Annotated in this window: 16 protein-coding genes; 8 read left to right on the forward strand and 8 right to left on the reverse strand. The window is 68.9% G+C overall.

The genetic code is table 11. The annotated features are described in order from the left end of the window. Positions 1 to 311: 311 nt before the first annotated feature. Together A5673_RS12710 and A5673_RS12715 are read right to left on the reverse strand one after the other, a co-directional pair. Positions 312 to 731 (reverse strand): cytochrome c oxidase subunit 4, encoded by a 420-nt coding sequence (locus A5673_RS12710; protein ID WP_068232278.1) that lies wholly within the window; start codon positions 729 to 731, stop codon positions 312 to 314. 9 nt (positions 732 to 740) lie between these two features. Further along, the gene (locus tag A5673_RS12715; RefSeq protein WP_068232281.1) at positions 741 to 1,844 is read right to left on the reverse strand and encodes a cytochrome c oxidase subunit II; all 1,104 of its coding nucleotides are present in this window, start codon (positions 1,842 to 1,844) and stop codon (positions 741 to 743) included. Between the two features lie 134 nt (positions 1,845 to 1,978). Here A5673_RS12715 and asnB point away from each other — a divergent pair, with 134 nt between their 5' ends. Continuing rightward, on the forward strand, positions 1,979 to 3,943 hold the full coding sequence (gene asnB, locus A5673_RS12720; RefSeq protein WP_068232284.1) for an asparagine synthase (glutamine-hydrolyzing): 1,965 nt from the start codon (positions 1,979 to 1,981) through the stop codon (positions 3,941 to 3,943). 67 nt (positions 3,944 to 4,010) lie between these two features. Here the strand turns inward: asnB and A5673_RS12725 are convergent, their stop codons facing one another. Further along, the gene (locus A5673_RS12725; RefSeq protein WP_068232287.1) at positions 4,011 to 4,985 is read right to left on the reverse strand and encodes a carbohydrate kinase family protein; all 975 of its coding nucleotides are present in this window, start codon (positions 4,983 to 4,985) and stop codon (positions 4,011 to 4,013) included. 184 nt (positions 4,986 to 5,169) lie between these two features. On the opposite strand from A5673_RS12725, the gene A5673_RS12730 reads away from it, so the two are divergent. After that, on the forward strand, positions 5,170 to 5,823 hold the full coding sequence (locus A5673_RS12730; protein ID WP_068232290.1) for a hypothetical protein: 654 nt from the start codon (positions 5,170 to 5,172) through the stop codon (positions 5,821 to 5,823). Positions 5,824 to 5,850: 27 nt separating this feature from the next. Here A5673_RS12730 and A5673_RS12735 read toward each other — a convergent pair whose 3' ends face one another. Both A5673_RS12735 and A5673_RS12740 read right to left on the reverse strand, forming a co-directional pair. Beyond that, entirely contained in the window at positions 5,851 to 6,207 is a 357-nt protein-coding gene (locus A5673_RS12735; RefSeq protein ID WP_068232292.1) for an iron-sulfur cluster assembly accessory protein, read from the reverse strand. Between the two features lie 57 nt (positions 6,208 to 6,264). Further along, complete coding sequence (locus tag A5673_RS12740; RefSeq protein ID WP_068232323.1) at positions 6,265 to 7,341, reverse strand: glycerate kinase; 1,077 nt, start codon at positions 7,339 to 7,341, stop codon at positions 6,265 to 6,267. A gap of 193 nt (positions 7,342 to 7,534) precedes the next feature. Here A5673_RS12740 and A5673_RS12745 point away from each other — a divergent pair, with 193 nt between their 5' ends. From A5673_RS12745 to A5673_RS12760, 4 genes are read left to right on the forward strand one after another with little or no spacing between them, the layout of a single operon-like run. Beyond that, a complete protein-coding gene (locus A5673_RS12745) occupies positions 7,535 to 8,209 on the forward strand; it encodes a DUF3043 domain-containing protein (protein WP_068232295.1) in 675 nt (224 codons plus the stop codon). Positions 8,210 to 8,235: 26 nt separating this feature from the next. Further along, a complete protein-coding gene (locus tag A5673_RS12750) occupies positions 8,236 to 8,772 on the forward strand; it encodes a bifunctional adenosylcobinamide kinase/adenosylcobinamide-phosphate guanylyltransferase (protein ID WP_068232298.1) in 537 nt (178 codons plus the stop codon). After that, positions 8,769 to 9,827, forward strand: coding sequence for a nicotinate-nucleotide--dimethylbenzimidazole phosphoribosyltransferase (gene cobT, locus A5673_RS12755; RefSeq protein ID WP_197518364.1), 1,059 nt, complete (start codon positions 8,769 to 8,771; stop codon positions 9,825 to 9,827). The genes A5673_RS12750 and cobT overlap by 4 nt, the downstream gene beginning before the upstream one ends. Continuing rightward, positions 9,824 to 10,561: an adenosylcobinamide-GDP ribazoletransferase gene (locus A5673_RS12760; RefSeq protein ID WP_068232307.1), complete on the forward strand. Its 738-nt coding sequence runs from the start codon at positions 9,824 to 9,826 to the stop codon at positions 10,559 to 10,561. Before cobT ends, A5673_RS12760 begins: the two co-directional genes overlap by 4 nt. Positions 10,562 to 10,589: 28 nt before the next feature. Here A5673_RS12760 and A5673_RS12765 read toward each other — a convergent pair whose 3' ends face one another. Together A5673_RS12765 and A5673_RS12770 are read right to left on the reverse strand one after the other, a co-directional pair. Beyond that, positions 10,590 to 15,056 carry a WD40 repeat domain-containing protein gene (locus tag A5673_RS12765; protein ID WP_197518365.1) on the reverse strand — a complete coding sequence of 1,489 codons (4,467 nt, stop codon included), beginning with the start codon at positions 15,054 to 15,056 and terminating at the stop codon, positions 10,590 to 10,592. Between the two features lie 191 nt (positions 15,057 to 15,247). After that, complete coding sequence (locus tag A5673_RS12770; RefSeq protein ID WP_197518366.1) at positions 15,248 to 16,177, reverse strand: hypothetical protein; 930 nt, start codon at positions 16,175 to 16,177, stop codon at positions 15,248 to 15,250. 310 nt (positions 16,178 to 16,487) lie between these two features. Between A5673_RS12770 and A5673_RS12775 the strand changes: the two genes are divergently transcribed. Together A5673_RS12775 and A5673_RS12780 are read left to right on the forward strand one after the other, a co-directional pair. Further along, entirely contained in the window at positions 16,488 to 17,132 is a 645-nt protein-coding gene (locus A5673_RS12775; RefSeq protein WP_068232314.1) for an AAA family ATPase, read from the forward strand. Beyond that, a complete protein-coding gene (locus A5673_RS12780; RefSeq protein WP_068232317.1) occupies positions 17,132 to 17,701 on the forward strand; it encodes a hypothetical protein in 570 nt (189 codons plus the stop codon). The genes A5673_RS12775 and A5673_RS12780 overlap by 1 nt, the downstream gene beginning before the upstream one ends. 26 nt (positions 17,702 to 17,727) lie before the next feature. Here A5673_RS12780 and A5673_RS12785 read toward each other — a convergent pair whose 3' ends face one another. Beyond that, the gene (locus A5673_RS12785; protein ID WP_068232320.1) at positions 17,728 to 20,481 is read right to left on the reverse strand and encodes a hypothetical protein; all 2,754 of its coding nucleotides are present in this window, start codon (positions 20,479 to 20,481) and stop codon (positions 17,728 to 17,730) included. Positions 20,482 to 20,607 lie beyond the last annotated feature (126 nt).

A 20,607-nucleotide genomic window follows, 5' to 3' on the forward strand; every position in this document is an offset into this window, starting at 1 on the left:
CCGCCGCCGCGATCTGTCCGCTGTCGTCGACGGGCCCCAACTCGTCGTGGGATTCGACCGGCTCGTGTCCCAGTTCGTCGCCGGAGTCCGGTTCGCCAGGTTCGGTCCCCGGGGGATTCGGCCCGCTCATAGTTGCCTGCCCTGTTCAACTGCATCACCAGCGCGCGGGGCTCCGCGAATGCCCCGTTGCGCGCGCGCTTGGGAGTTTCTCATATGCCTGGGCAAACCCTACCGAACCGAACAGAGCGGGATGTCGTGGCAAACGGGCCACCGATCAACTGACGTCCTGATTGTGACCTTTGAGTCGCAAATCAGTGCTTCTCGGGGCCCGTGTAGTACTCGAAGACCAAACCGGCCGACGACGCGAGGATGAACACCACCCCGGCGACGATCAGCCACGGCAGCCACAGCGCGATACCGGTCGCGGCCACCGCGCCGGCCAGCGCGATCAGGATCGGCCACCAGCTGTGCGGGGCGTAGAACCCCAATTCCCCTGCGCCGTCGCTGATCTCGGCGCCCTCGTAGTCCTCGGGACGGGTGTCCAGCCGGCGCGCGACGAACCGGAAGAAGGTCGCCGTGATCGACGCCAGGCCACCGGTCAGGGCCAGGGCGGTGGTACCCGCCCACTCCTCACCGCCGGTGGCGTACAGCGCGGTCAGTACGCCGTAGAGCACCGCCGCCACCAGGAAGAAAACGGCGACGAATTCGAACAGCCTCGCTTCGATGTGCATTGAGCGTCCTCACCTACTGGCTTGTGGTGCCGATTCACCGCGGCGGGTGTCGAACGGGTGGGTGGTGACCGCCACCGGCGACTGCGCGATCGCCTGCAGCGCCTCGGCGTTGGACTTCCCGGCGATCCGCTGCTGCAGGTAGGCCTTGAAGTCGTTGGGCGCCACCACCCGAACCTCGAAGTTCATCATCGAGTGGTAGGTGCCGCAGAACTCGGCGCAGTGCCCGACGAACGCGCCGGTCTTGGTGATTTCGTCGACCTGGAACACGTTGACGGAGTTGTTGGCCTTGGGGTTGGGCATCACGTCGCGCTTGAACAAGAATTCCGGCACCCAGAAGGTGTGCACGACATCCGCGGACGCCAACTGGAACTCGATGCGCTTGCCGGCGGGCAGCACCAGCACCGGAATCTCGTTGGAGGTGCCCAGCGTCTCGACCTTGTCGAAGTTCAGGTAGGTCCGGTCCTGGGGATTGAGCCCCCGCACCGCCCCGACGCGCTCCTCGCCGTGGGCGTCCTTGCCTTCCGGCTTGGAGACCATCGCGGCCTTGCGGGCGGGATCGGCGCCGTCGTAGGTCAGCGTGCCGTCCTTGAAATCGACCCGCTGATAGCCGAACTTCCAGTTCCACTGGAACGCGGTGACGTCAATCACGACCTCGGGGTCCTTGGCCAGGTGCAGCATCTTCTCCTGGACCACGACGGTGAAGTAGAACAGCACCGAGATGATGAGGAACGGCGTCACGGTGAGCACCAGCTCAAGGGGCATGTTGTAGCCGAACTGGCGGGGCAGCTCGGTGTCGGTGGCCTTCTTGCGGTGGAACGCGGACGACCAGAAGATGAGGCCCCAGACGATCACCCCGACCACCAGGGAGGCGATCACCGCCCCGACCCACAGCTCCCGGTTGACGTGGGCCTGCGGGGTGATCCCCTCCGGCCACCCCATGCCGATCGCCTCCGACCAGCTGCATCCGCTCAGGGAGACCGCCAGCACGCCCAGCGTCGCGGCCAGCGCCAGCGGCCGCAGACGACGGGACAGACCCCGGTGGGCTCCCCCGGACCGGCGCTGGAACCTGGCCTGCGACAAGCGTTGCGAACGGACCTGCTCGCGAGGTGTCACGTTGGCGCCTCCATGCTCGGACATCGAATACTACGCAGCGTAGACCACGCCGCTCAGGCCGGCGACGAAACCCCGACCCGTCCGGGGGTGTGTGGCGCCACAGGCGGCGGTCAAGTGCGGCATACTGGGGCGCCGTGTGTGGTCTGCTGGCATTCGTCGCGGCCCCGGCCGACGGTGCGGAAGCCGACGACGTGGCGGCCGCGGCCCGGGCCGACGGGGCGATCTCCCGCGCGTCGCACCTGATGCGCCACCGCGGGCCCGACGAGCCGGGCACCTGGGGCGACCCCGGCGCCGACGGTTCGGTCGTGTTCGGCTTCAACCGGCTGTCCATCATCGACATCGCGCATTCGCATCAGCCACTGCGCTGGGGGCCGCCGGAGGCGCCCGACCGCTACGTGCTGGTGTTCAACGGCGAGATCTACAACTACCTCGAGCTGCGCGACGAGCTGGCCGCCGAGCACGGTGCCGCGTTCGCCACCGACGGCGACGGCGAGGCCATCGTCGCGGGCTACCACCATTGGGGCACCGACGTGCTCGCCCGGCTGCGCGGCATGTTCGCGTTCGCGGTGTGGGACACCGCCACCCGCGAATTGTTCTGCGCCCGCGACCCGTTCGGTATCAAGCCGCTCTTCGTCGCCACCGGCACCGGCGGCACCGCGGTGGCCAGCGAGAAGAAATGCCTGATCGACCTGGCCGAGTTGGTCGGCTTCGACACCGCCATCGATGAGCGGGCGGTGCAGCACTACACGGTGCTGCAGTACGTGCCGGAGCCCGAGACGCTGCACCGCGGGGTGCGCCGGCTGGAGTCGGGCTGCTACGCCCGGATCCGGCCCGGGGCGATGCCGCAGATCAGCCGGTACTTCGTGCCGCGCTTCGCCGCCACGCCGATCACCCGCGACACCGAACAGGCCCGCTACGACGAGATCACCGCGGTCCTCGAGGACTCGGTGGCCAAGCACATGCGCGCCGACGTCACCGTCGGGGCGTTTTTGTCCGGCGGCATCGACTCCACCGCGATCGCGGCGCTGGCCATCCGGCACAACCCCAGGCTGATCACGTTCACCACCGGCTTCGAGCGCGAGGGGTTTTCCGAGATCGACGTCGCGGTGGCCTCGGCCGAGGCGATCGGCGCCCGCCACATCGCCAAAGTCGTCGGCCCGGGCGAATTCGTCGCCGCCCTGCCCGAGATCGTCTGGTACCTCGACGAGCCGGTCGCCGACCCGGCGCTGGTGCCGCTGTTCTTCGTCGCCCGCGAGGCCCGCAAGCACGTCAAGGTGGTGCTGTCCGGCGAGGGCGCCGACGAGCTGTTCGGCGGCTATACCATCTACCGAGAGCCGTTGTCGCTCAAGCCCTTTGACTACCTGCCGCGGCCGCTGCGGCGGTCGATGGGCAAGGTGTCCAGGCCGCTGCCGGAGGGCATGCGCGGCAAGAGCCTGTTGCACCGCGGATCGCTGACCCTCGAGGAGCGCTACTACGGCAACGCCCGCAGCTTCTCCGACGCGCAGTTGCGCGACGTGTTGCCCGGCTTCCGCGACGAGTGGACCCACACCGACGTGACCGCGTCGGTGTACGCCGAGTCGGCCGGCTGGGACCCGGTGGCCCGCATGCAGCACGTCGACCTGTTCACCTGGCTGCGCGGCGACATCCTGGTCAAGGCCGACAAGATGACGATGGCCAACTCGCTGGAGCTGCGGGTCCCGTTCCTGGATCCCGAGGTGTTCGCCGTCGCCTCACGGCTACCGGTCGAGGCCAAGATCACGCGCACCACCACCAAGTACGCGCTGCGGCGCGCGCTGGAGCCGATCGTTCCCGCACATGTGCTGCACCGCCCCAAGCTCGGCTTCCCGGTGCCGATCCGGCATTGGCTGCGCGCGGGCGAGCTGCTGGAGTGGGCCTACGCGCTGGCGGACGCGTCGCAGGCCGACCATCTGGTCGACCGTGGCGCGGTGCGCCGGATGCTCGACGAACACCGAAGCGGCGCAAGCGATCACAGCCGCCGGCTGTGGACGGTGCTGATCTTCATGCTGTGGCACGCGATCTTCGTCGAGCTCAGCGTGGTGCCACAGATCGCCGAGCCGGTCTACCCGGTCCAGTTATAACGGCGAGCAGACGCAAAATTGCACGCGGCTGGGCCGCGCGGTGCAATTTTGCGTGTGGCCGCGGGCGCTAGGCGAGTACCGCGGCGATCTCGGCGGCCGCGTCCTCGCCGTAGGCGCCTGCCAGGCGGGACTTCGCGACCTCGTGGTCCCAGGCCCACTCCTGTGTCCCGGTGGACTCCAGCACCAGCACGGCCACCAGCGAGCCCAGCTGCGCCGAACGCTCGAGGCTCAGGCCCGCGCTGCGCCCGGTCAGGAACCCGGCCCGGAACGCGTCGCCGACGCCGGTGGGGTCGGTCTGGCTGGTCTCGGGCACCACGCCGACGTGCGTGGTCGTGCCGTCGCGCTCCACGATGTCGACGCCCTTGGCGCCGAGCGTCGTCACCCGCAGGCCGACCTTGCCCTGCACGTCGGCCTCCGACCAGCCGGTCTTGGACAGCAACAGCTCCCACTCGTAGTCATTGGTGAACAGGTAGGCCGCGCCGTCGACGAGCTTGTCGATGTCTTCCCCGGACAGGCGGGGCAGCTGCTGGGAGGGGTCGGCGGCGAACGGCAAGCCGAGCTTGCGGCACTCGTCGGTGTGCACCACCATCGCGTCGGGGTCGTTGGCCCCGATGATGACCAGGTCCGGCTTACCGACGGACGACACCACGTCGGCGAGCTTGATGTTGCGGGCCTCCGACATCGCGCCCGGGTAGAACGACGCGATCTGGGCCATGTCGACGTCGGTGGTGCAGGTGAAGCGCGCGGTGTGCGCGGTCTGCGAGATCAGGACGTTGTCGCAGTTGACGTTGTGCGCCACCAGCCAGTCGCGATAATCGGCAAAGTCGTCGCCGGCCGCACCGACCAGCGCGACGTCGCCGCCCAGCACACCGATGGCGAAGGCGATGTTGCCAGCCACTCCGCCGCGGTGAATGACCAGGTCGTCGACCAGGAAGCTGAGCGACACCTTTTCCAGGTGATCCGCCAGCAGCTGCTCGGAGAAGCGGCCGGGGAACCGCATCAGATTGTCGGTCGCAATCGAACCTGTCACCGCGATCGTCACGAAATCTCCATCCGTCGTTAGTAAGGTTATCTAGTTTACTCAGGCCCATCGGCCGTCGTCGCCTCACGGTCGTGGCAAACCCGTGCGCTAGCCTGCCTAGGAAATGAGACGTCGCCGGGCCCCGGCCCGGGCCCGTCGGGCACCGGCGCGTCCATGCTCCCGACCACCACCGTAGGAGAACCACATGGCAGGTCCGCACCCGCCGGACCACACCGTCGGCGCCACCGGACCAACGCCCCACGCCGAGTCCCGGCCGCTCGAGTTCCCCAGCGAGCCTCACCCCGGCGCCCCGCCGACCCACCACGCGGCCAATTACGGCGGCCAACCGCCCCCGGTGCCCTACCCGACGGGACGGCCCAAGCGGCGGCTGCTCATCGGCGTCCTCATGGCCGTCGCGCTGGTCGCCGCGACGACGCTGGCGATCGCGTACGGGGTTCGCACCAACGGGGCGGGTACCGGCAATTCGTTCTCCGAGGGCGCGGCCAAGACGGCGATCCAGGACTACCTGGACGCGCTCGAGCACCGGAACATCGACGTCATCGTGCGCAACGCGCTGTGCGGCATGTACGACGCGGTGCGCGACAAGCGCTCCGACGTGGCGCTGGCCAAGATGAGCAGCGACGCCCTGCGCAAGCAGTTCTCCGACGTGCAGCTCGAGTCGGTCGACAAGATCGTCTACCTGTCGCAGTACCAGGCCCAGGCGCTGTTCACGATGCGGGTGTCGCCCGCGGACGGGAGCCCGGCGCGCAGCGACGTCCAGGGCATGGCCCAACTGCTGTTTCAGCGCGGCCAGATCATGGTCTGTGCGTACGTGCTGCGCACCGGAGGCTCGTACTAGCGGCCGAGCGGGGCTAGCAGCCGCCGATCAGTTGAACGAGTCGCCGCAGGCGCAGGAACCGGTGGCGTTGGGGTTGTCGATGGTGAAGCCCTGCTTTTCGATGGTGTCGACGAAGTCGATGGACGCGCCCTCGACGTAGGGCGCGCTCATCCGGTCCACCGTCAGCGTCACGCCACCGAACTCCGCGGTCAGGTCGCCGTCCAGCGTCCGGTCGTCGAAGAACAGGTTGTAACGCAGGCCGGCGCATCCGCCCGGCTGGACCGCGATCCGCAGCGCCAGGTCGTCACGGCCCTCCTGGTCCAGCAGGGACTTCGCCTTGGCAGCGGCGGCCTCGGTCAGGATCACGCCATGGGTCTTGGCGGTCGACTCGTTTTGCACCGTCATTGCTTCTCCTACATAGCTCATGGTCGGGCGCGACCCGCACGGGGAAAGCCCACTGCCTCAACGGTACATTGCGGGACCGCTATTCCCGAGTCGCGCCGCGACCTCGGAGGCCAAACCCATCAGCTGGTTGGCCGCGTCGGCCTGCGCCAACCGCACCGAACCGGCGTAGTCGGCGATCGACAGCGCGGACATGATGCCCGAGGAGCGCACCGCGGAATTTTCCAGCCCGACCTGGCCGGCGAGCACGATCACCGGAATTCCGAGCGGACCGGCCGATTCCGCGAGAAAGCCGACGACCTTGCCGTGCAGGGACTGCTCGTCGAAACGGCCCTCACCGGTGACGATCATGTCCGCGGTCTCGAGATCGTCGGCCAGGTGGGTGTGCTCGGCGATGATTTCGGCGCCCAGTTCGCACCGTCCGCCGAGCGCCAGCAGCCCGGCGCCGAGACCACCGGCGGCGCCGGCGCCCGGCTCCGAGCTCACGTCCCGCCCGGCCGCCGCCTCCAGTTCGATCGCCCACGACTCGAGGCGGACCTCGAGGGCGGCCACGGTGGCGGTGTCGGCGCCCTTCTGCGGCCCGAACACCCTGGCCGCCCCCCAGGGGCCCAGCATCGGGTATTCGGTGTCCGTGGCCGCGATCAGGTCCACGTTGGTCATCGCTCGTTGCGCCTCTTTCAGCCCGCCCAGCTGGGTGACCATGCCCTTGCCGCCGTCGGTGCAGGCGCTGCCGCCCAGCCCGACGACGATGCGGCGCGCCCCGGCCCGCAGCGCCTCCGCGATGAGCTGCCCGACGCCGCTGCTGTGGGCCGTCAGCGCGGTATCCGGGGTGGGCGGGCCCCCGAGCAGGGCGAGGCCGCACGCCTGCGCGCACTCCAGGTAGGCGGTCTTCGAGCGGCGGTCGAACACCCACTCGGCTTCCACCGCGGTGCCCAGCGGCCCGCACACCGTCACCCGCCGCTTCTGCCCCAGCCGGCCGGCCAGCACCTCGATGAAGCCGGGGCCACCGTCCGACTGCGGGGCGACGATGAAGCGGTCGCCGGGACGCGATCGGGTCCAGCCGGTCGCGATGGCGGCGGCGGCCTGCACGGCGGACAAGCTGTCCCCATAGCAATCCGGGGCGACCAGAACCTGCATGGCCGGCAGCCGCAGACGGCCGGGTGCGAGGCCATCATCCGAGGCCATCGTGCCGCCGTCCATCACAGGTAGCCATTCATCACAGTCAAGCGTAGGTGCAAGCGACGCGCTGGCGCATGGCCAACAACGACGCATTTCGGGGCCGTCACCAGGCGATCCCTCCGGGCAGGAACCCGGCCAGTAACCTGTCACTGTGAAGCTGATGGGCCGCAAGAAGGGCCAAGAAGACGACCTCGAAGGATCCGCCGAGGTGACGGCGGACGTCGACGCTGCGGGCGCCGCGCCGCGCCGGACCGGCCCTAAGGGTCGGCCCACGCCCAAGCGCAGCGAGGCGCGGCGCAACCCGAGGAAGGGCCCGGTCGCACCGGCGCCCATGACCGCAGCCGAGGCGCGGGCCCGCCGGAAATCGCTGGCCGGCCCCAAACTCAGCCGCGAGGAGCGCCGGGCCGAGCGGACCGCCGGCCGCGCGCGCATGACGGATCGGCGTGAACGCATGATGGCCGGCGAAGAGGGGTACCTGTTGCCGCGCGATCAGGGGCCCATCAAGCGCTACGTGCGCGACATCGTGGACTCGCGGCGCAACCTGCTCGGCCTGTTCATGCCGGCGACGATGCTGCTGTTGTTCGCCTCTTTCGGCGTCCAGCAACTGGCGCTCTACGCCTCCCCGGCGATGCTGGGGCTGATGGTCCTGATGGGCGGCGACGCGGTGCTGCTGGGACGCAAGGTCAGCAGGCTGGTGGACGCGAAGTTTCCCGACAACACCGAAAGTCGTTGGAAGCTTGGTGTTTACGCCGCGGGCCGCGCCTCACAGCTGCGCCGGATGCGGGCACCCCGGCCCCAGGTCGAACGCGGCAGCAGTGTCGATTAAGCGGCGCCCGAAAGCCGCCTGATCCGGTGCGCACCCTGGTGCTCGGCGGGATCAGGTCCGGGAAGTCCCGCTGGGCCGAGGAGGCCATCGCCACGTCGCTGCCCCCCGGCGAGCCGGTCCGTTACCTGGCCCCCGCGCCGGCACAGGGAGCCGACGCGGAGTGGGCGGACCGAGTGGCGCGGCACCGCGACCGCAGGCCCGCCCATTGGTCCACCATCGAAACCGATGATGTCGCAGGCCAATTGCGGCACGCGCCGGGCGCCCCGACGCTTGTCGACGACCTCGGCGGCTGGCTGACCGGCACGCTGGACCACAACGACGCCTGGGCCGACGGGTCGGTGGCGGCACCCATCGAAGCGATGCTGGCGGCCGTGGGCGCGTTCGGTTCCACGCTGGTGCTGGTCAGCCCGGAGGTCGGGCTGACCGTGGTGCCGGCCACCGCGGCCGGTCGCCGGTTCGCCGACGAGCTGGGCAGCCTCAACCAGCGCCTGGCCGAGCTGTGCGATCGGGTGGTGCTGGTGGTGGCCGGGCAGGCGGTACAGATCAAGCCGTCGGGGGCGTGATGGAATTCGCCCCGATATCGCCGCCCGACGCGGGCGCCGCCGCGGCCGCCCGCGCGCGCCAGGACACCCTGACCAAGCCGCGCGGCGCCCTGGGCCGCCTCGAGGATCTGTCGGTCTGGGTGGCCTCGTGCCAAGGGCATTGTCCGCCACAACAATTCGAGCGCGCCCGGGTGGTGGTCTTCGCGGGCGACCACGGCGTCGCGCGGGCGGGGGTGTCGGCGTACCCGCCGGAGGTCACCGCCCAGATGGTCGCCAACATCGGCGCCGGCGGCGCGGCGATCAACGTGCTGGCCGGCGCCGCCGGCGCGACGGTGCGGCTGGCGGACCTGGCCGTCGACGCCGAGGCGCCCTCCGAGCGGATCGGCGCCCACAAGGTGCGGCGTGGCAGCGGCGACATCAGAAGCGAAGACGCGCTGTCCGAGGGTGAGACGATCGCCGCGATCGCCGCGGGCCGGGCGATCGCCGACGAGGAGGTCGACGCCGGCGCAGACCTGCTGATCGCGGGCGACATGGGGATCGGAAACAGCACCGCGGCGGCGGTTTTGGTGGCGGCGCTCACCAACGCCGAGCCGGTCGCGGCGGTCGGGCTCGGGACGGGGATCGACGACGCGGGGTGGGCGCGCAAGACCGCCGCCGTGCGCGACGCGCTGTTCCGGGCGCGGCCGGTGTTGTCCGACCCGGTCGGGTTGCTGCGCTGTTGCGGTGGCGCGGATTTGGCCGCGATGGCCGGCTTTTGCGCCCAGGCCGCGGTGCGGCGCACGCCGCTGTTGCTCGACGGCGTGGCGGTGACCGCCGCGGCGTTGGTCGCCGAGCGACTGGCGCCCGGCGCGCGGCAATGGTGGCAGGCCGGACACCGATCGACCGAGCCGGCCCACGAGCTGGCCCTGGCCGCCCTCGAGTTGGACCCGATCCTGGACCTGCGCATGCGGCTGGGCGAGGGCACCGGCGCCGCGGTCGCGCTGCCGGTGCTGCGCGCCGCGGTGGCCGCGCTGTGCTCCATGGCGACCTTCTCCGAAGCCGGCGTGGCCGGTCCCGGCGCTCCCCCGCCGTCGTGATGCGCTCGGTGGCAACGGCTTTCGCGTTCGGGACGGTGCTACCCGTCCCGGGGGCGCGGAACGCCCCGATGGGCCGCGGCGCGATGACCGCGCTGCCCGTGGTCGGCGCCGCGCTGGGAGCGTTGGCCGCCGGCGTGACATGGTGCGGCGCTTGGGTTTTCGGTTCGTCCAGCCCGCTGTCCGGGGTGCTTGCCGTGGCGGCTCTGCTGCTCGCCACGCGCGGGCTGCACATCGATGGCGTCGCCGACACGGCCGACGGGCTGGGTTGCTACGGCCCGCCGCAGCGCGCGCTGGCGGTGATGCGTGACGGCTCGACCGGGCCGTTCGGGGTGGCGGCCGTGGTGCTGGTGATCCTGTTGCAGGGGCTGGCGTTTTCGGCGCTGCGCCCGGCCGCCGTCGTCCTGGCGGTCGCCGCCGGCCGGGTCGCTGCGGTGCTGGCCTGCCGGCGCTCGGTGCCGGCGGCCGAGGGCAGCGCCTTGGGCGCCCGCGTCGCCGGGAGTCAGCCCGCGCCGGCACTGGCCGCCTGGCTGGCCGCGCTCCTCGCCCTGTCGCTGCTGGCGGGGGCGCGCCCGTGGCAGGGGCCGGTGGCGGTGCTGGTCGCGCTGGGCTGCGCGGCGGCGCTGGTGGCGCACTGCGTGCGCCGGTTCGGCGGCATCACCGGCGACGTGCTGGGCGCCGCGATCGAACTCACCACGACCGTGAGCGCCGTCGCGCTGGCGGCGATGCACGGTTGAGCAGACAGCAATGGACCGCGCGGCAGCCTCAGGAGCCCTCACCGTCCGGCGCGATCGGTTTGCGGGGGCACTGCAGTCGGTAGTCGATGGTCGGTGAGATCCACTCGCGCCACTGCCGACGGCTCATGTTGGTGGCGATCTTCTCGCACAGGGTGCTCTGCGCGTCGGACGGAAACGGCCAGGTGTGCAAGTACTTATCGACGCCGCCGCTGACCAGGTCGGTGCCGGCCGGGCTGAAGGCGACACCGTACACGGCGTCCGCGCTGGCCGTGAGCGGCGCACCGACGGGCCCGCCGGTTTGGGCGTTCCACAACCGCACGGTTCCGTCGTGTCCGGAGGACGCGATGTAATGCCCGTTCGGTGAGATCGTGACCACGTCGACGTGGCCCACGTGCCCCGTCATGGGTGTCCCAATCTGGTTGAGCTGCTCCACGTTCCATCGGCGTACCGTGCCGTCGAAGCTGCCGGAGATCAACATGCGGCTATCCGGGCTGAACACCACGCTGTAGACGATGTCCGTGTGGCCGACAAGCTGCCCCCTGGGTTGGCCATTGTGGGCATCCCACAGCCGGATGGTGTTGTCGTCCCCGCCCGCAGCGATCAGCGCCCCGTTCGGGCTGACGGCCAGGGTCTCCAAACCGGGGCCCTGGCCGGTGAGGGGTGATCCAATCTGGGCGCCGGTGCGGGCGTCCCAGACCTGCACGGCCCATTGTTTCGTCTTCTCGTCGTCACCGGCGGACAAGATGCGCGCCCCGTCCGGACTGTAGGCCACCGCAGCGACCGATGTCGTGGCCGTCGGAATGACGCCGGGGTTCGCTAATTTGCCCTGGTGGAGGTCCCAGATATAGAGCTTGCCGTCCGAGTTGCCCGAGACGATGCGCTTGCCGTCCGGGCTGAAGGCGAGCCAGCCCACATCCGCGGGTTTGCAATCGGGGGCATCTTTGCAGGGCCACAGGTCGAGGATGGGCCGGTAGTCCGAATCCGGGTTCCACACCATGATGTGGCCGTTGTGGTCGCCTGATGCGAAAACGCTCGGATCTGCTGGATCGAATGCCACGACGTTCACCGTGGCTTGGTGTCCATCGAGCGGAATCGCCTTGGATACGTTGTTCCACACCTGGATGCCGCCCGCCGGACTGCTGGACATGGCGCCCAGCTTGCCGCCCCTGTCACACCGCACGTTGGGTTCGCACCACGGCACGGGGTTGAACGCGACGCTTTGCACCGGGTCGCCACGGCGTGTCGACGGGAACAGCAGGCTGTAGCCGTACGACGACGACCCCTCGCCGACGTCCCACCAGCGGATCGTGCCGTCCTGGCTTCCGGACATCAGCAGGCCGCCCCGGGGATTGAACGTCACCGCGCTGACGGGCGCCGTATGCAAGGCGTGCGGTTTCGATTTGTCGAGGAGTTCGGCGCCCAGCGGCCGTCCGGTGTCGATTCCGTTCCATATCCAGATGGATCCGTCATAGCTGCCCGAGGCGAGCCGATGACCGTCCGGATTGAACGCAAGGGACATGATCGAATCGGGTTGGCCCTGGAGCGGTTCGGCAAGGGGCGCACCGTCGTCGGGGTTCCATAGCCTGATCGTCTTGTCGAAGCCGCCCGACGCGAGCCGATGACCGTCCGGGCTGAACGCCACGCTGAACACCCGGCCGGTGTGACCCGTCAGCGCGGGCCGGCTGAATTGCAGCGTTCCCGGGTCCCAAAGCTGAACGTTGTGATCGGTGTCGCCGGTCGCGAGGTACTTCCCGTCGGGGCTGTACGCCAGGGACTCGATTCCGGGATTGTTGCTGAACGGCTCGGGGTGGGCCGGACACTCAGACCCGGCAGTGGTTCTGCACGCGATCAGTCGGCCATTCTGGGCATCCCACAGCCGCACCTCCCCGTCTTCGCCGGCTGACACCAAGCGGCCCCCGTCGGGACTGAATGCGACGCCGATGATCGGGCTGTGGTGACCCACCAGCGGCTGGCCGGTCTCCACGCCGGAGTCGGCGTTCCAAATCCGGACCGTGTAGTCGAACCCACCGGAGGCGATGCGCCGACCGTCCGCGCTGTACGCCGCCGTCGAGGTCAGTCCCGGCGAGATCAGCTTGCTCGCCCACGACAGCTTTACCGCTGCAGCGACGGCGTAGTCGGCGGTCGTTGCCGGCGAAAGTGCCGTCGCGGCAAGCATTTCCTGAATAGCCCGCGCGTCGCTACCGGGACGATCCCGGTTGAGGATGCCCAGTGCATCCGCGCCCACCTTCTCGGCGGTCGCCTGCAACAGGCCCCGGCGGGCGGCGTCCCGTTGCTGCGTGGCCTGGCGCTGGGCATAGAACGCGAAGCCGAGACTGAGAACCGCCACGGTGGCGATGACACCGATGATCGCGACCGCCCGTCGCAGCTTCCGTGAGTGTGCACGCTCCTCTTCGGCGAGGGCTTCGGCAGCTTCCCGGCGTTCGCGCTCGATGCGCACCGCGTCGGCGGTTCGCTGGTCTTCGGCCCGCCGAGAGGCCACCAAGAAATCCCGCACGCCGGCCAGCCGCGCCGCGAATTGCACTGACTCGGAGAGCCTTTCGGCGTCCCCGAGTCGCGTGCGCGTCAGGAGCCAATCGGGGTTGCGGTGGGTGTCCCACCCGGCGGCGCTGCGCTCGATGTCGTGAATGTTCTTGAGATCCTCGCGCTGCTGGTCCAGCCAGCCCCTCAAGTCGTCCCAATGCTCGAACAGGCTTTCCAGCGCGACTTCGATGACCACGCGGCCCCCCTCGTCGCGGTCGCGAACCAGCAGCCGCCGCTGGACCATCTTGTCGATCAGGGGCCGCGCCGCCTCGGGAAGCTCGGATTCCGGCGCCACGCGGCGCATCGGCCGGTTGTTCTCGGGATTGATGTTCACCAGGCACGGAATGAAGGCCGCGCGCAGCAGCGCAAGGTCCCGCTCGCGTTCCGGCCCGTCGGCCGGCAGGACCTGCTTGATCTCGTTGTTGACCACGTCGCGCATGCCGCCCATGCGGTGGTAGTTCTCCAGCGTCAAGTGCCCGTTGCGGTGATAGCGCCGATAAAGCCGGTCGAGGGTCAGCGCCAGCAACGGCAGGGTGTCGGCGCCTTCGGCGTCAGTCATCAACTGCTGCACCAGGGCCGGGTCGAAACTCAGCGGGGTATTCTCGCTGACGCGTCGCGCCGGCCCGGTGATCACTTCCTTGTGCTCGCTGGCCGGCATGGGTTTGAGATCGTTGAACAACACCGCACCGACGCCTCGCAACACGGGATGGGTTTGCATCCGCTCGTAGCGGTCGGTGCGAATGGTGGCGGCCACGATCAGTCCCACATCGACGGCGTTCATCCGCGTAAGTAGTTCCGCAATGAGCTCGAGGAACCTCACGGCCTCCGTGCCGGCCCGGGCGGGAAACAGCTCCTCGGCCTGATCCAGCGGTAGGACCAGTGTTGGGGCGGTCATCGCCCGTTCGCCGTCGGGAGGACCGCCGCCCGGCACAGCGTCGGTGGCCCCCAAGACCACCGTCTCGCCGCTATCGCTCGTCCCGTCCGCAGGGTCATGGCGGGCGGCCGCCGCCGCACGCATCCGCGTGAACAACTCGCAGATGCGGGCCGCGTCGCCCGCCCGGCAGGCGTCCTCGATGTCATCCACCGAGGTGGCGGTGACCCCCAATGTGCGGCGCCCCAGGTCGATGGCGGCGGCCAGGCCCTGCTCGCCGGTGACGGCATGACCCGCGCGCACGAGCCCGAGCACCGCGAAGTTACGGTCGTCGCGCTGCAGCCTCGGGATCAGCCCCGCCCGCAGGAATGACGACTTGCCGCTTCCCGAGGGTCCCAGCACCACGAACATCGACTCGGGACCGGGGAACCGGTCGGGTGCGGGGAAACGCATGTTGCGCAGCGCGTTAAGGCCCGACGCGATCGCCGCGTCCCGCCCGAAGAAGACCCCGGCGTCGATGTCCTCGAATGGCTCCCAGCCGCGGTAGGGAGCCCGCTGCGGATCGTTGCCGGGCGGCCACAGGAACGAGTCCGGCCCTATCCCGGGCCCTTCGATGAGGCGACAGATCCTGTGCAGCGCCGCGGTGTTGAACGACACCGGCGGGCCGTCGGGGACCGTGGGCGGATCGGCGACGATTTCGACGGTCGTCTTCGGGCCCTCGCGGAACAGATCGCAACGTTGCCAATGGGAAGTGATGTCGCCCTTGGGCTCACCGGCCTGGTGCCAATCGGCGTCGGTCACGTCCTCGAGCCGCGCGATCACAATGCCTTTGCCCGTGCGGTCGGCAAGTTCGTATTCGATCAAGCATTCCTTGGAGGCAATCCAATCCCGCGACACCAAACACAGCAACCATTCACAGCCGGTATTGCGCAGTAACAGCTCTTCCTTCCACTGACGGCCGAGCCGCAAGCCGGTCTTGTCGTCGATGTCCAGGAAGATCTCGGTCGCGAGCTCGGGACGGCGCTCGGTCAGCCACTGTTTGAGAGCGACGACCTCCCTGTTGTTACGGCCGGAATGGCTCATGAAGATACGTAACATGCCAGACTCCGAAGGGCGGACAGCGCGATCGGCCGCCAAGTTTGCCAGGTCGCAGGCGTTTTTCGGGGAGTTTTGAGATATTCGGCCCGATCACGGGCGTTGTTTCCGAGCGGGCAAGCGCCCGAAGGCGCTGCACGCCAATTTCTTTCAATGAATTGCATGCGCCCGAGGTCTCATCACGTTCCCGCCGACGGACCGAGGACCGCGGTGAGCACCTCGGCCAGGGCCGCGGGCTCATCCATCCGTACCGCGCGAATCAGCCCCGAGCCCACCAGCGCCGCCGCCCGATCGTCACCCGGAGAGCCGGCCAGCGCGTCGGCGAGCACGTCGGCGGTGCCACCAGAACCCGAGATCGCAATGATGCGGCGGCCCGCATCGATGCTGTGCCGCACATCGGAATAGGCGATCTGACCGCCGCTGACGAGCACGGTGACGGATGGGGCGGCCCCCGACAGGACGGTCGCCGTGCGCGCGATCCACGGCGCCTCGGCGCCCCACTCCTGGCCCGGGGCCACGACGAAGTGGGTGTGATTGGGTTCGAGCGTGGCTTGGACGCCATGGCAGGGTCCCCCGCGCGGCAGCTTCACCGGTCCGGCAGCCACTACGCCGACAAGCGGAAACGGGACGTCCGACGTCGCACGGGCTTCGCCGAACAGCCGCATCACACCGAACCGCGTGCCACCGTCGACACCGACCGCGCCGTGCCGGTGCATCGCCGGCGCAATCGCTTCCGCGAACAGCGGACGCAGGCCGTCCATGCGCGCCTCCTCCAGCCCGGCCGCGCCGCCGACGACCACCACAGTCGGCCGCGGCGCATGCAGGCCAAGCGCTTCGAGCGCGGCACGCAGCTGACTTGCCGCGCTGACGTGAACGGCATCCGCGAAACGCGCGCCGGTCAGCTCGATCCGGAACGGCGCCGTCACCGGCCCGCCCTGACTCGCCGCGCTGCTCCGTGCATCAGGTCCCTCACCTCGAGATCGATGGGCGCGCCGTGTCGAAAACGGTCGAAACAACCGGCACAGCACATCTTGCTCTGCGCGCGCGGCATGTATCAACGCCGCGAGCAAAAAGCGCGTGGTGAAGAGCGGATTCATCGAGCCCGCCACGCACAGCGGCTTTGGAACGCGTAGCCGTGACAACCGAACCGAGTCAGGTCGGATCCCGTTGCGGGCCAGGGCAACCAGCGTGCGCCCAGGGCCGTCATCCGGAACAGTCGGACGGCGGGTCGGCGCCAGCAGGCCAAGCGGGATCGCCGGGTTGTTCTGGCCTCGCTCGGGCACCGGTGCCAGGCCTCGCGGCCTTGGTCATGCGTAGCGCACAATGAAGGCCGTGTCTGGTCGAGATCTGCCGAAGCGCCGACAGCGTGCGCCGCGACCGTCCGCGTAGCACGCCGGCGCAGAATTCGGGCTGTCGCACGTGAGGCAGCCCCTCGCTCCGTGGATCACGGTCACCGGGCTCGACGGCTCGGGCAAGACCACGTTGCTGCGCGCCCTGTCCGAGGAGCTGGGCGGGTTTCAGTTCCGCTTGCCCTACCACCGGTTCGTGCGCGAGTTCCTCGACCTTTCCGGAGGGGGGTCCGCGTTCGGCGACGCGCACACGGATCGCCTGCTATTTGCGACCGACGCCCGCTTGACCAACGCGCGCATCCAGTCGTGGCGGCAGGTGCACCCACTTCTGCTCTCCCAGCGGGGCTGGATGGACAATTTCATCTTCGGGGCCGTGCAAGGTGTCAGCTACGAAGAGTCGGAATGGCTGTTACGAACTCGGGAGCTCGAACGTCCTTCGGCGATCATCTACCTCACCGCCGAGCCGCGGGTAGCGTTCGAGCGCATCTCCGCGGACGAACACGGTGACAAGTACGAAACGCTCGACTTCATCACCGAACAACACCGCCAGACGTCGCGGTTCTACGAATGCGTCCACGCGGGCTTGCCGCCGCTGGCGGCTTTCGCGGGTATCCCGGCAATCATCGTCGAGACCACGACGAAGACAACCGAGTCGGTGCTGAAGGAAGCTCGAGACTTCTTGGGCGGCACCATCTTCAAGCCGAATCCGTCCTGATGGCAACGCGTGGCGGCGACGACGTCGTGCTCGTCGATATGGACGGGGTGCTGGCGGACTTCGACGCCGCGGTGCTGGATCGGCTTCCGCCGTCGATCGCGCGAGTCGCACGGACAAATTTTTACATCGCCGAGGACTATCCCCGGCACGTCGCCCACGTCGAAGACATCACGAGCCATCCAGACTTCTTCCATGACCTGCCGCTTGTCGACGACGCGCTGCAGGGCTGGCAACGCCTCATCGACGCCGGCTATCAGCCCCGGATCTGTTCGGCACCGCTGAGCAGAAACACGCAGTCCGTGGAGAACAAACTCGCGTGGTTGCGGCGTCACTTCGTGCCGCACTTCGGCGAACTCGTGGTCAGCGAGGCGATCATCGACAAGGACAAGTACCGCTACCCCGGCCTCGCCCTCATCGACGACCGGCCAGAAGTCGACTCGCACGGCGGCCGGGCCACCTGGCGCCACATCGTGTTCGACCGCCCGTACAACCAGCGCTCCAGCGCGGAGCTGCGCATCCGAGGCTGGAACGACCCTGATCTCGAAGCGACGCTCGACAGGGCACGCTGAGGTCCCTCGGCCCGTTCAAATCACGCTCACGCGCCGGCGGGTTCCGCCGCCCTCGCCGTCGCGAATTCCGGGCCCTTGTAGACCGGCACCGGTCCACGGTAGCGGCGCCGAAATTCTTCCGAGGGCACCGGCCATTCCTCGCCCCTGTCGCCCTGGACGACGATGTCGTCGTCGCCTGCGATGACGGGGCCGTCGAGTGTGTACACCGTCTCGCCCGCCCGCGCCGGCCGAGCGAGTACCGCACCGCGGCGCTCCCATCGGTCTCCCGGGATACGCCGGTAGGACGCACGGAAAATGTCGTCGCGGACCGGCCAGCTGTGGCCGTCGTCGCACACCTCCCAATCACCGGCCGACGCAAGGATCGGCTCGCCGGAAGCGGTGGTGCACTTCCATTGCCTCCGATGACGTTTGGCGGTTACGGTTCCGACACGCTCGTAGGTCTTCCACATCGGCCGCGAGCGGTAGCCCAGGTTCGTCAGCTCGATGAGCGTGCCGGCCAGGCTTTTCAGCGCTGCCGCCTTCAATTCCGGGTCGGCGACGGTCGCTTCCCAATCGTCCACCAACTTTTCGTGCAACTTGTTGGATTCGTCTCGCTCGTCGCCCTGGGACCACCCGTAGCTCCGCAGGTAGCGACTCCAGTCTTCCCATTCCGCCTGCGCCATCGCATAGGCGGCGTCTTCTGTGAAGCCGAGCCGCTTCAACTTGGCCAGCGCGATCTCGGCATCCGCCAAACTCTTCAGCGCGGCGCCTTTCAATCTCGGATCGGCGAGCGTGGCTTCCCAGCTCTCCACCAGCCGTTCGTCCTGCTTGTTCTTCACACTGCGCGCGGGGCCCCAGGTCCATCCGCGTTCGCGCATGTACCGGCTCCACCGTTCCCATTCCGCTTGTGCCAGAGCGTCGATGGCGCCCTGGTCGAATCCCAGCCGTTGCAGCGTTTCGACGGCGGCCGTGGCGGGATCGGCGGCCCGGCTGGTTTCGCCGTGTATGACGGCATCCAGCTCCTGCAGACTCTCCGGGGAAACGTCGTCGTGGCGCACATCCCCCGCGTTCCAGGTGTGACCCGCGATCTTTTCGACCATCCAGAGGGCATTTCGCAGCTGACGACGGTTGGAGCCCTTGTAGAAGTCGCTGAGCGTTTCCCAGGGCTGCGCAGACGGCTTGGTGCGGTCCTCTTGCGACGCAGCATATCGCTCGTGAGTCAACATGGCGGCGCGCTCAAAGTTGTCGTGCGCCTGCCCGTCTGACAGCGCCATCCCGAGTCGGTAAGTGCGCAACTCACAGGCGACCGGTACGCGTTCGGCATCGATCCGGGCCGCCGGGTCGTACATGTAGATCGGCATCGTCGGATGTCCGGCGGCCAACCGCGTGCCCAAGATCGGGTCGGCGGCCGCCGCGGAGTCGACCACGATCACCGCATTGACCGAGTCCGCGCCGTCTGTTTGCCCGAGCACCCCGCCGACCGCCGCCGCGGAGGGCATGGCGGCGACCCGATCGATCGGAGGTGGGGCGCTGGCGAATCCCTTCCGCTTGTGGCGTTCCTCGTGATCACGGACGTATTCGTCGGCGTCCGGGGCGACCAGCGTCAGCGCGGGCAGTCCGGGTTCGCCTTCCGCAGCGTGGAAACAGCGTTCGGCATGCCGCTGGGCCATCTCGGCGCAGAGCGCGAGGGTCAATTGCGAGGTGCCACAGACGATGATTCTCCGAACCGATTTGTTGCGCAGGATCTCCTCGATCAGCCGACGAGCGGTCGCCTCATACTTCGAGACAGTGTCCGCCGCCCACAGGTGATCGGAGTCGCCCCCGTGCTGTCCGTACTTCTGGGCCCGCCACGCCTCCGCCAGCCACGGGTCGTCGATGCGCACGATCAGGGGGATCCGGCGTTTGGTGGCGACGGGTGCCAACCGGTTGCTGATGACCGACAACCGCAACAAGTTCGACGACGGGTCGGCCGACAGTAGGTAAAGGCCGCTCAAGCGGCGCCAGAACCGCTGCGTCACAAGAGTTTCCAGGCGATCAAAACTCACCTGCACGATGCGCGCACCCAACCTGCGCGACTCGGCCACGCAGGCCTGCTCGGCGTTGTCTGTCATGAGGACCAGGGCGCTACCGGAGCGAAGCGTGCGGGAGATGGGGCCGACCATCGACGCCGATTCGTCATCGACGTCCACCACGACGGTGACCCATCTCGCCCATCCGGCGCGCAGCCGGTCGGATTGCGCGCGGAACGCCGCGGCGGCCACTCCCACCAGGCTGATGAAGATGGCGGCGACGATCGTCAACCGCGCGACCTCGAGCGCGGCCGGCGTGGGTTTCGGGCATCCCGCGCCGTCGAGAGATTCGTCGCCGATGCCGCCCTTCACCAGCGAGACCGTCCACAACAGCGGGCCGATGAGTGTCGGATGGTCTCTGTTTGTGCATCGCCAGAACGAGTTCAAGCCCAGCACGAGGCTGGTCACGGTGAGGCCGACGACGATCATGACCGGAACAGCCACCGACGAACGGTTGCGCCGCAACAGGTAGGTGACGATGCACAACAGCGCGATGACCGCGCTGACGAGCACAACCGGCACCCAGTCGCCACCCTGCGCCAACCACACCATCCACCGCGGCCATCTCCGTTGGTAGTGAGAGGCGAACACCGCCAGACAGGCGATGAGAGCGACGGCGACAACGAGCAGCGCCACCCGCGCGACGCGCAGCAGCGCCAGGCCGCTCGTCCGAGCGAGGCGGCCGGCCGGATCACCGATCGAAAGGCCGTTACGCCAACGGCTTTCGGTCAATTGGCGGCCTAACCCTTGGCCCGAATGCGGCGTCATTCAGGCCTCGAGGTCGGTGATCCGGCGGCCGCCATTGCCGGTCGTGCCGGCACGCGCCGCGTGCATCGCCATCGGCTCATCGGCAAAGGA

The sequence above is a fragment of the Mycobacterium sp. E3198 genome (assembly GCF_001667015.1).
Taxonomy (GTDB): domain Bacteria; phylum Actinomycetota; class Actinomycetes; order Mycobacteriales; family Mycobacteriaceae; genus Mycobacterium.

Bases quoted from the DNA above. Each gene is read 5' to 3' on its own strand.
- A5673_RS12780 (WP_068232317.1), top strand. From the start codon at position 17,132: ATGGCAACGCGTGGCGGCGACGACGTCGTGCTCGTCGATATGGACGGG.
- A5673_RS12710 (WP_068232278.1), bottom strand. From the start codon at position 731: ATGCACATCGAAGCGAGGCTGTTCGAATTCGTCGCCGTTTTCTTCCTG.
- A5673_RS12735 (WP_068232292.1), bottom strand. From the start codon at position 6,207: ATGACGGTGCAAAACGAGTCGACCGCCAAGACCCATGGCGTGATCCTG.
- A5673_RS12740 (WP_068232323.1), bottom strand. From the start codon at position 7,341: ATGCAGGTTCTGGTCGCCCCGGATTGCTATGGGGACAGCTTGTCCGCC.
- A5673_RS12730 (WP_068232290.1), top strand. From the start codon at position 5,170: ATGGCAGGTCCGCACCCGCCGGACCACACCGTCGGCGCCACCGGACCA.
- A5673_RS12765 (WP_197518365.1), bottom strand. From the start codon at position 15,056: ATGAGCCATTCCGGCCGTAACAACAGGGAGGTCGTCGCTCTCAAACAG.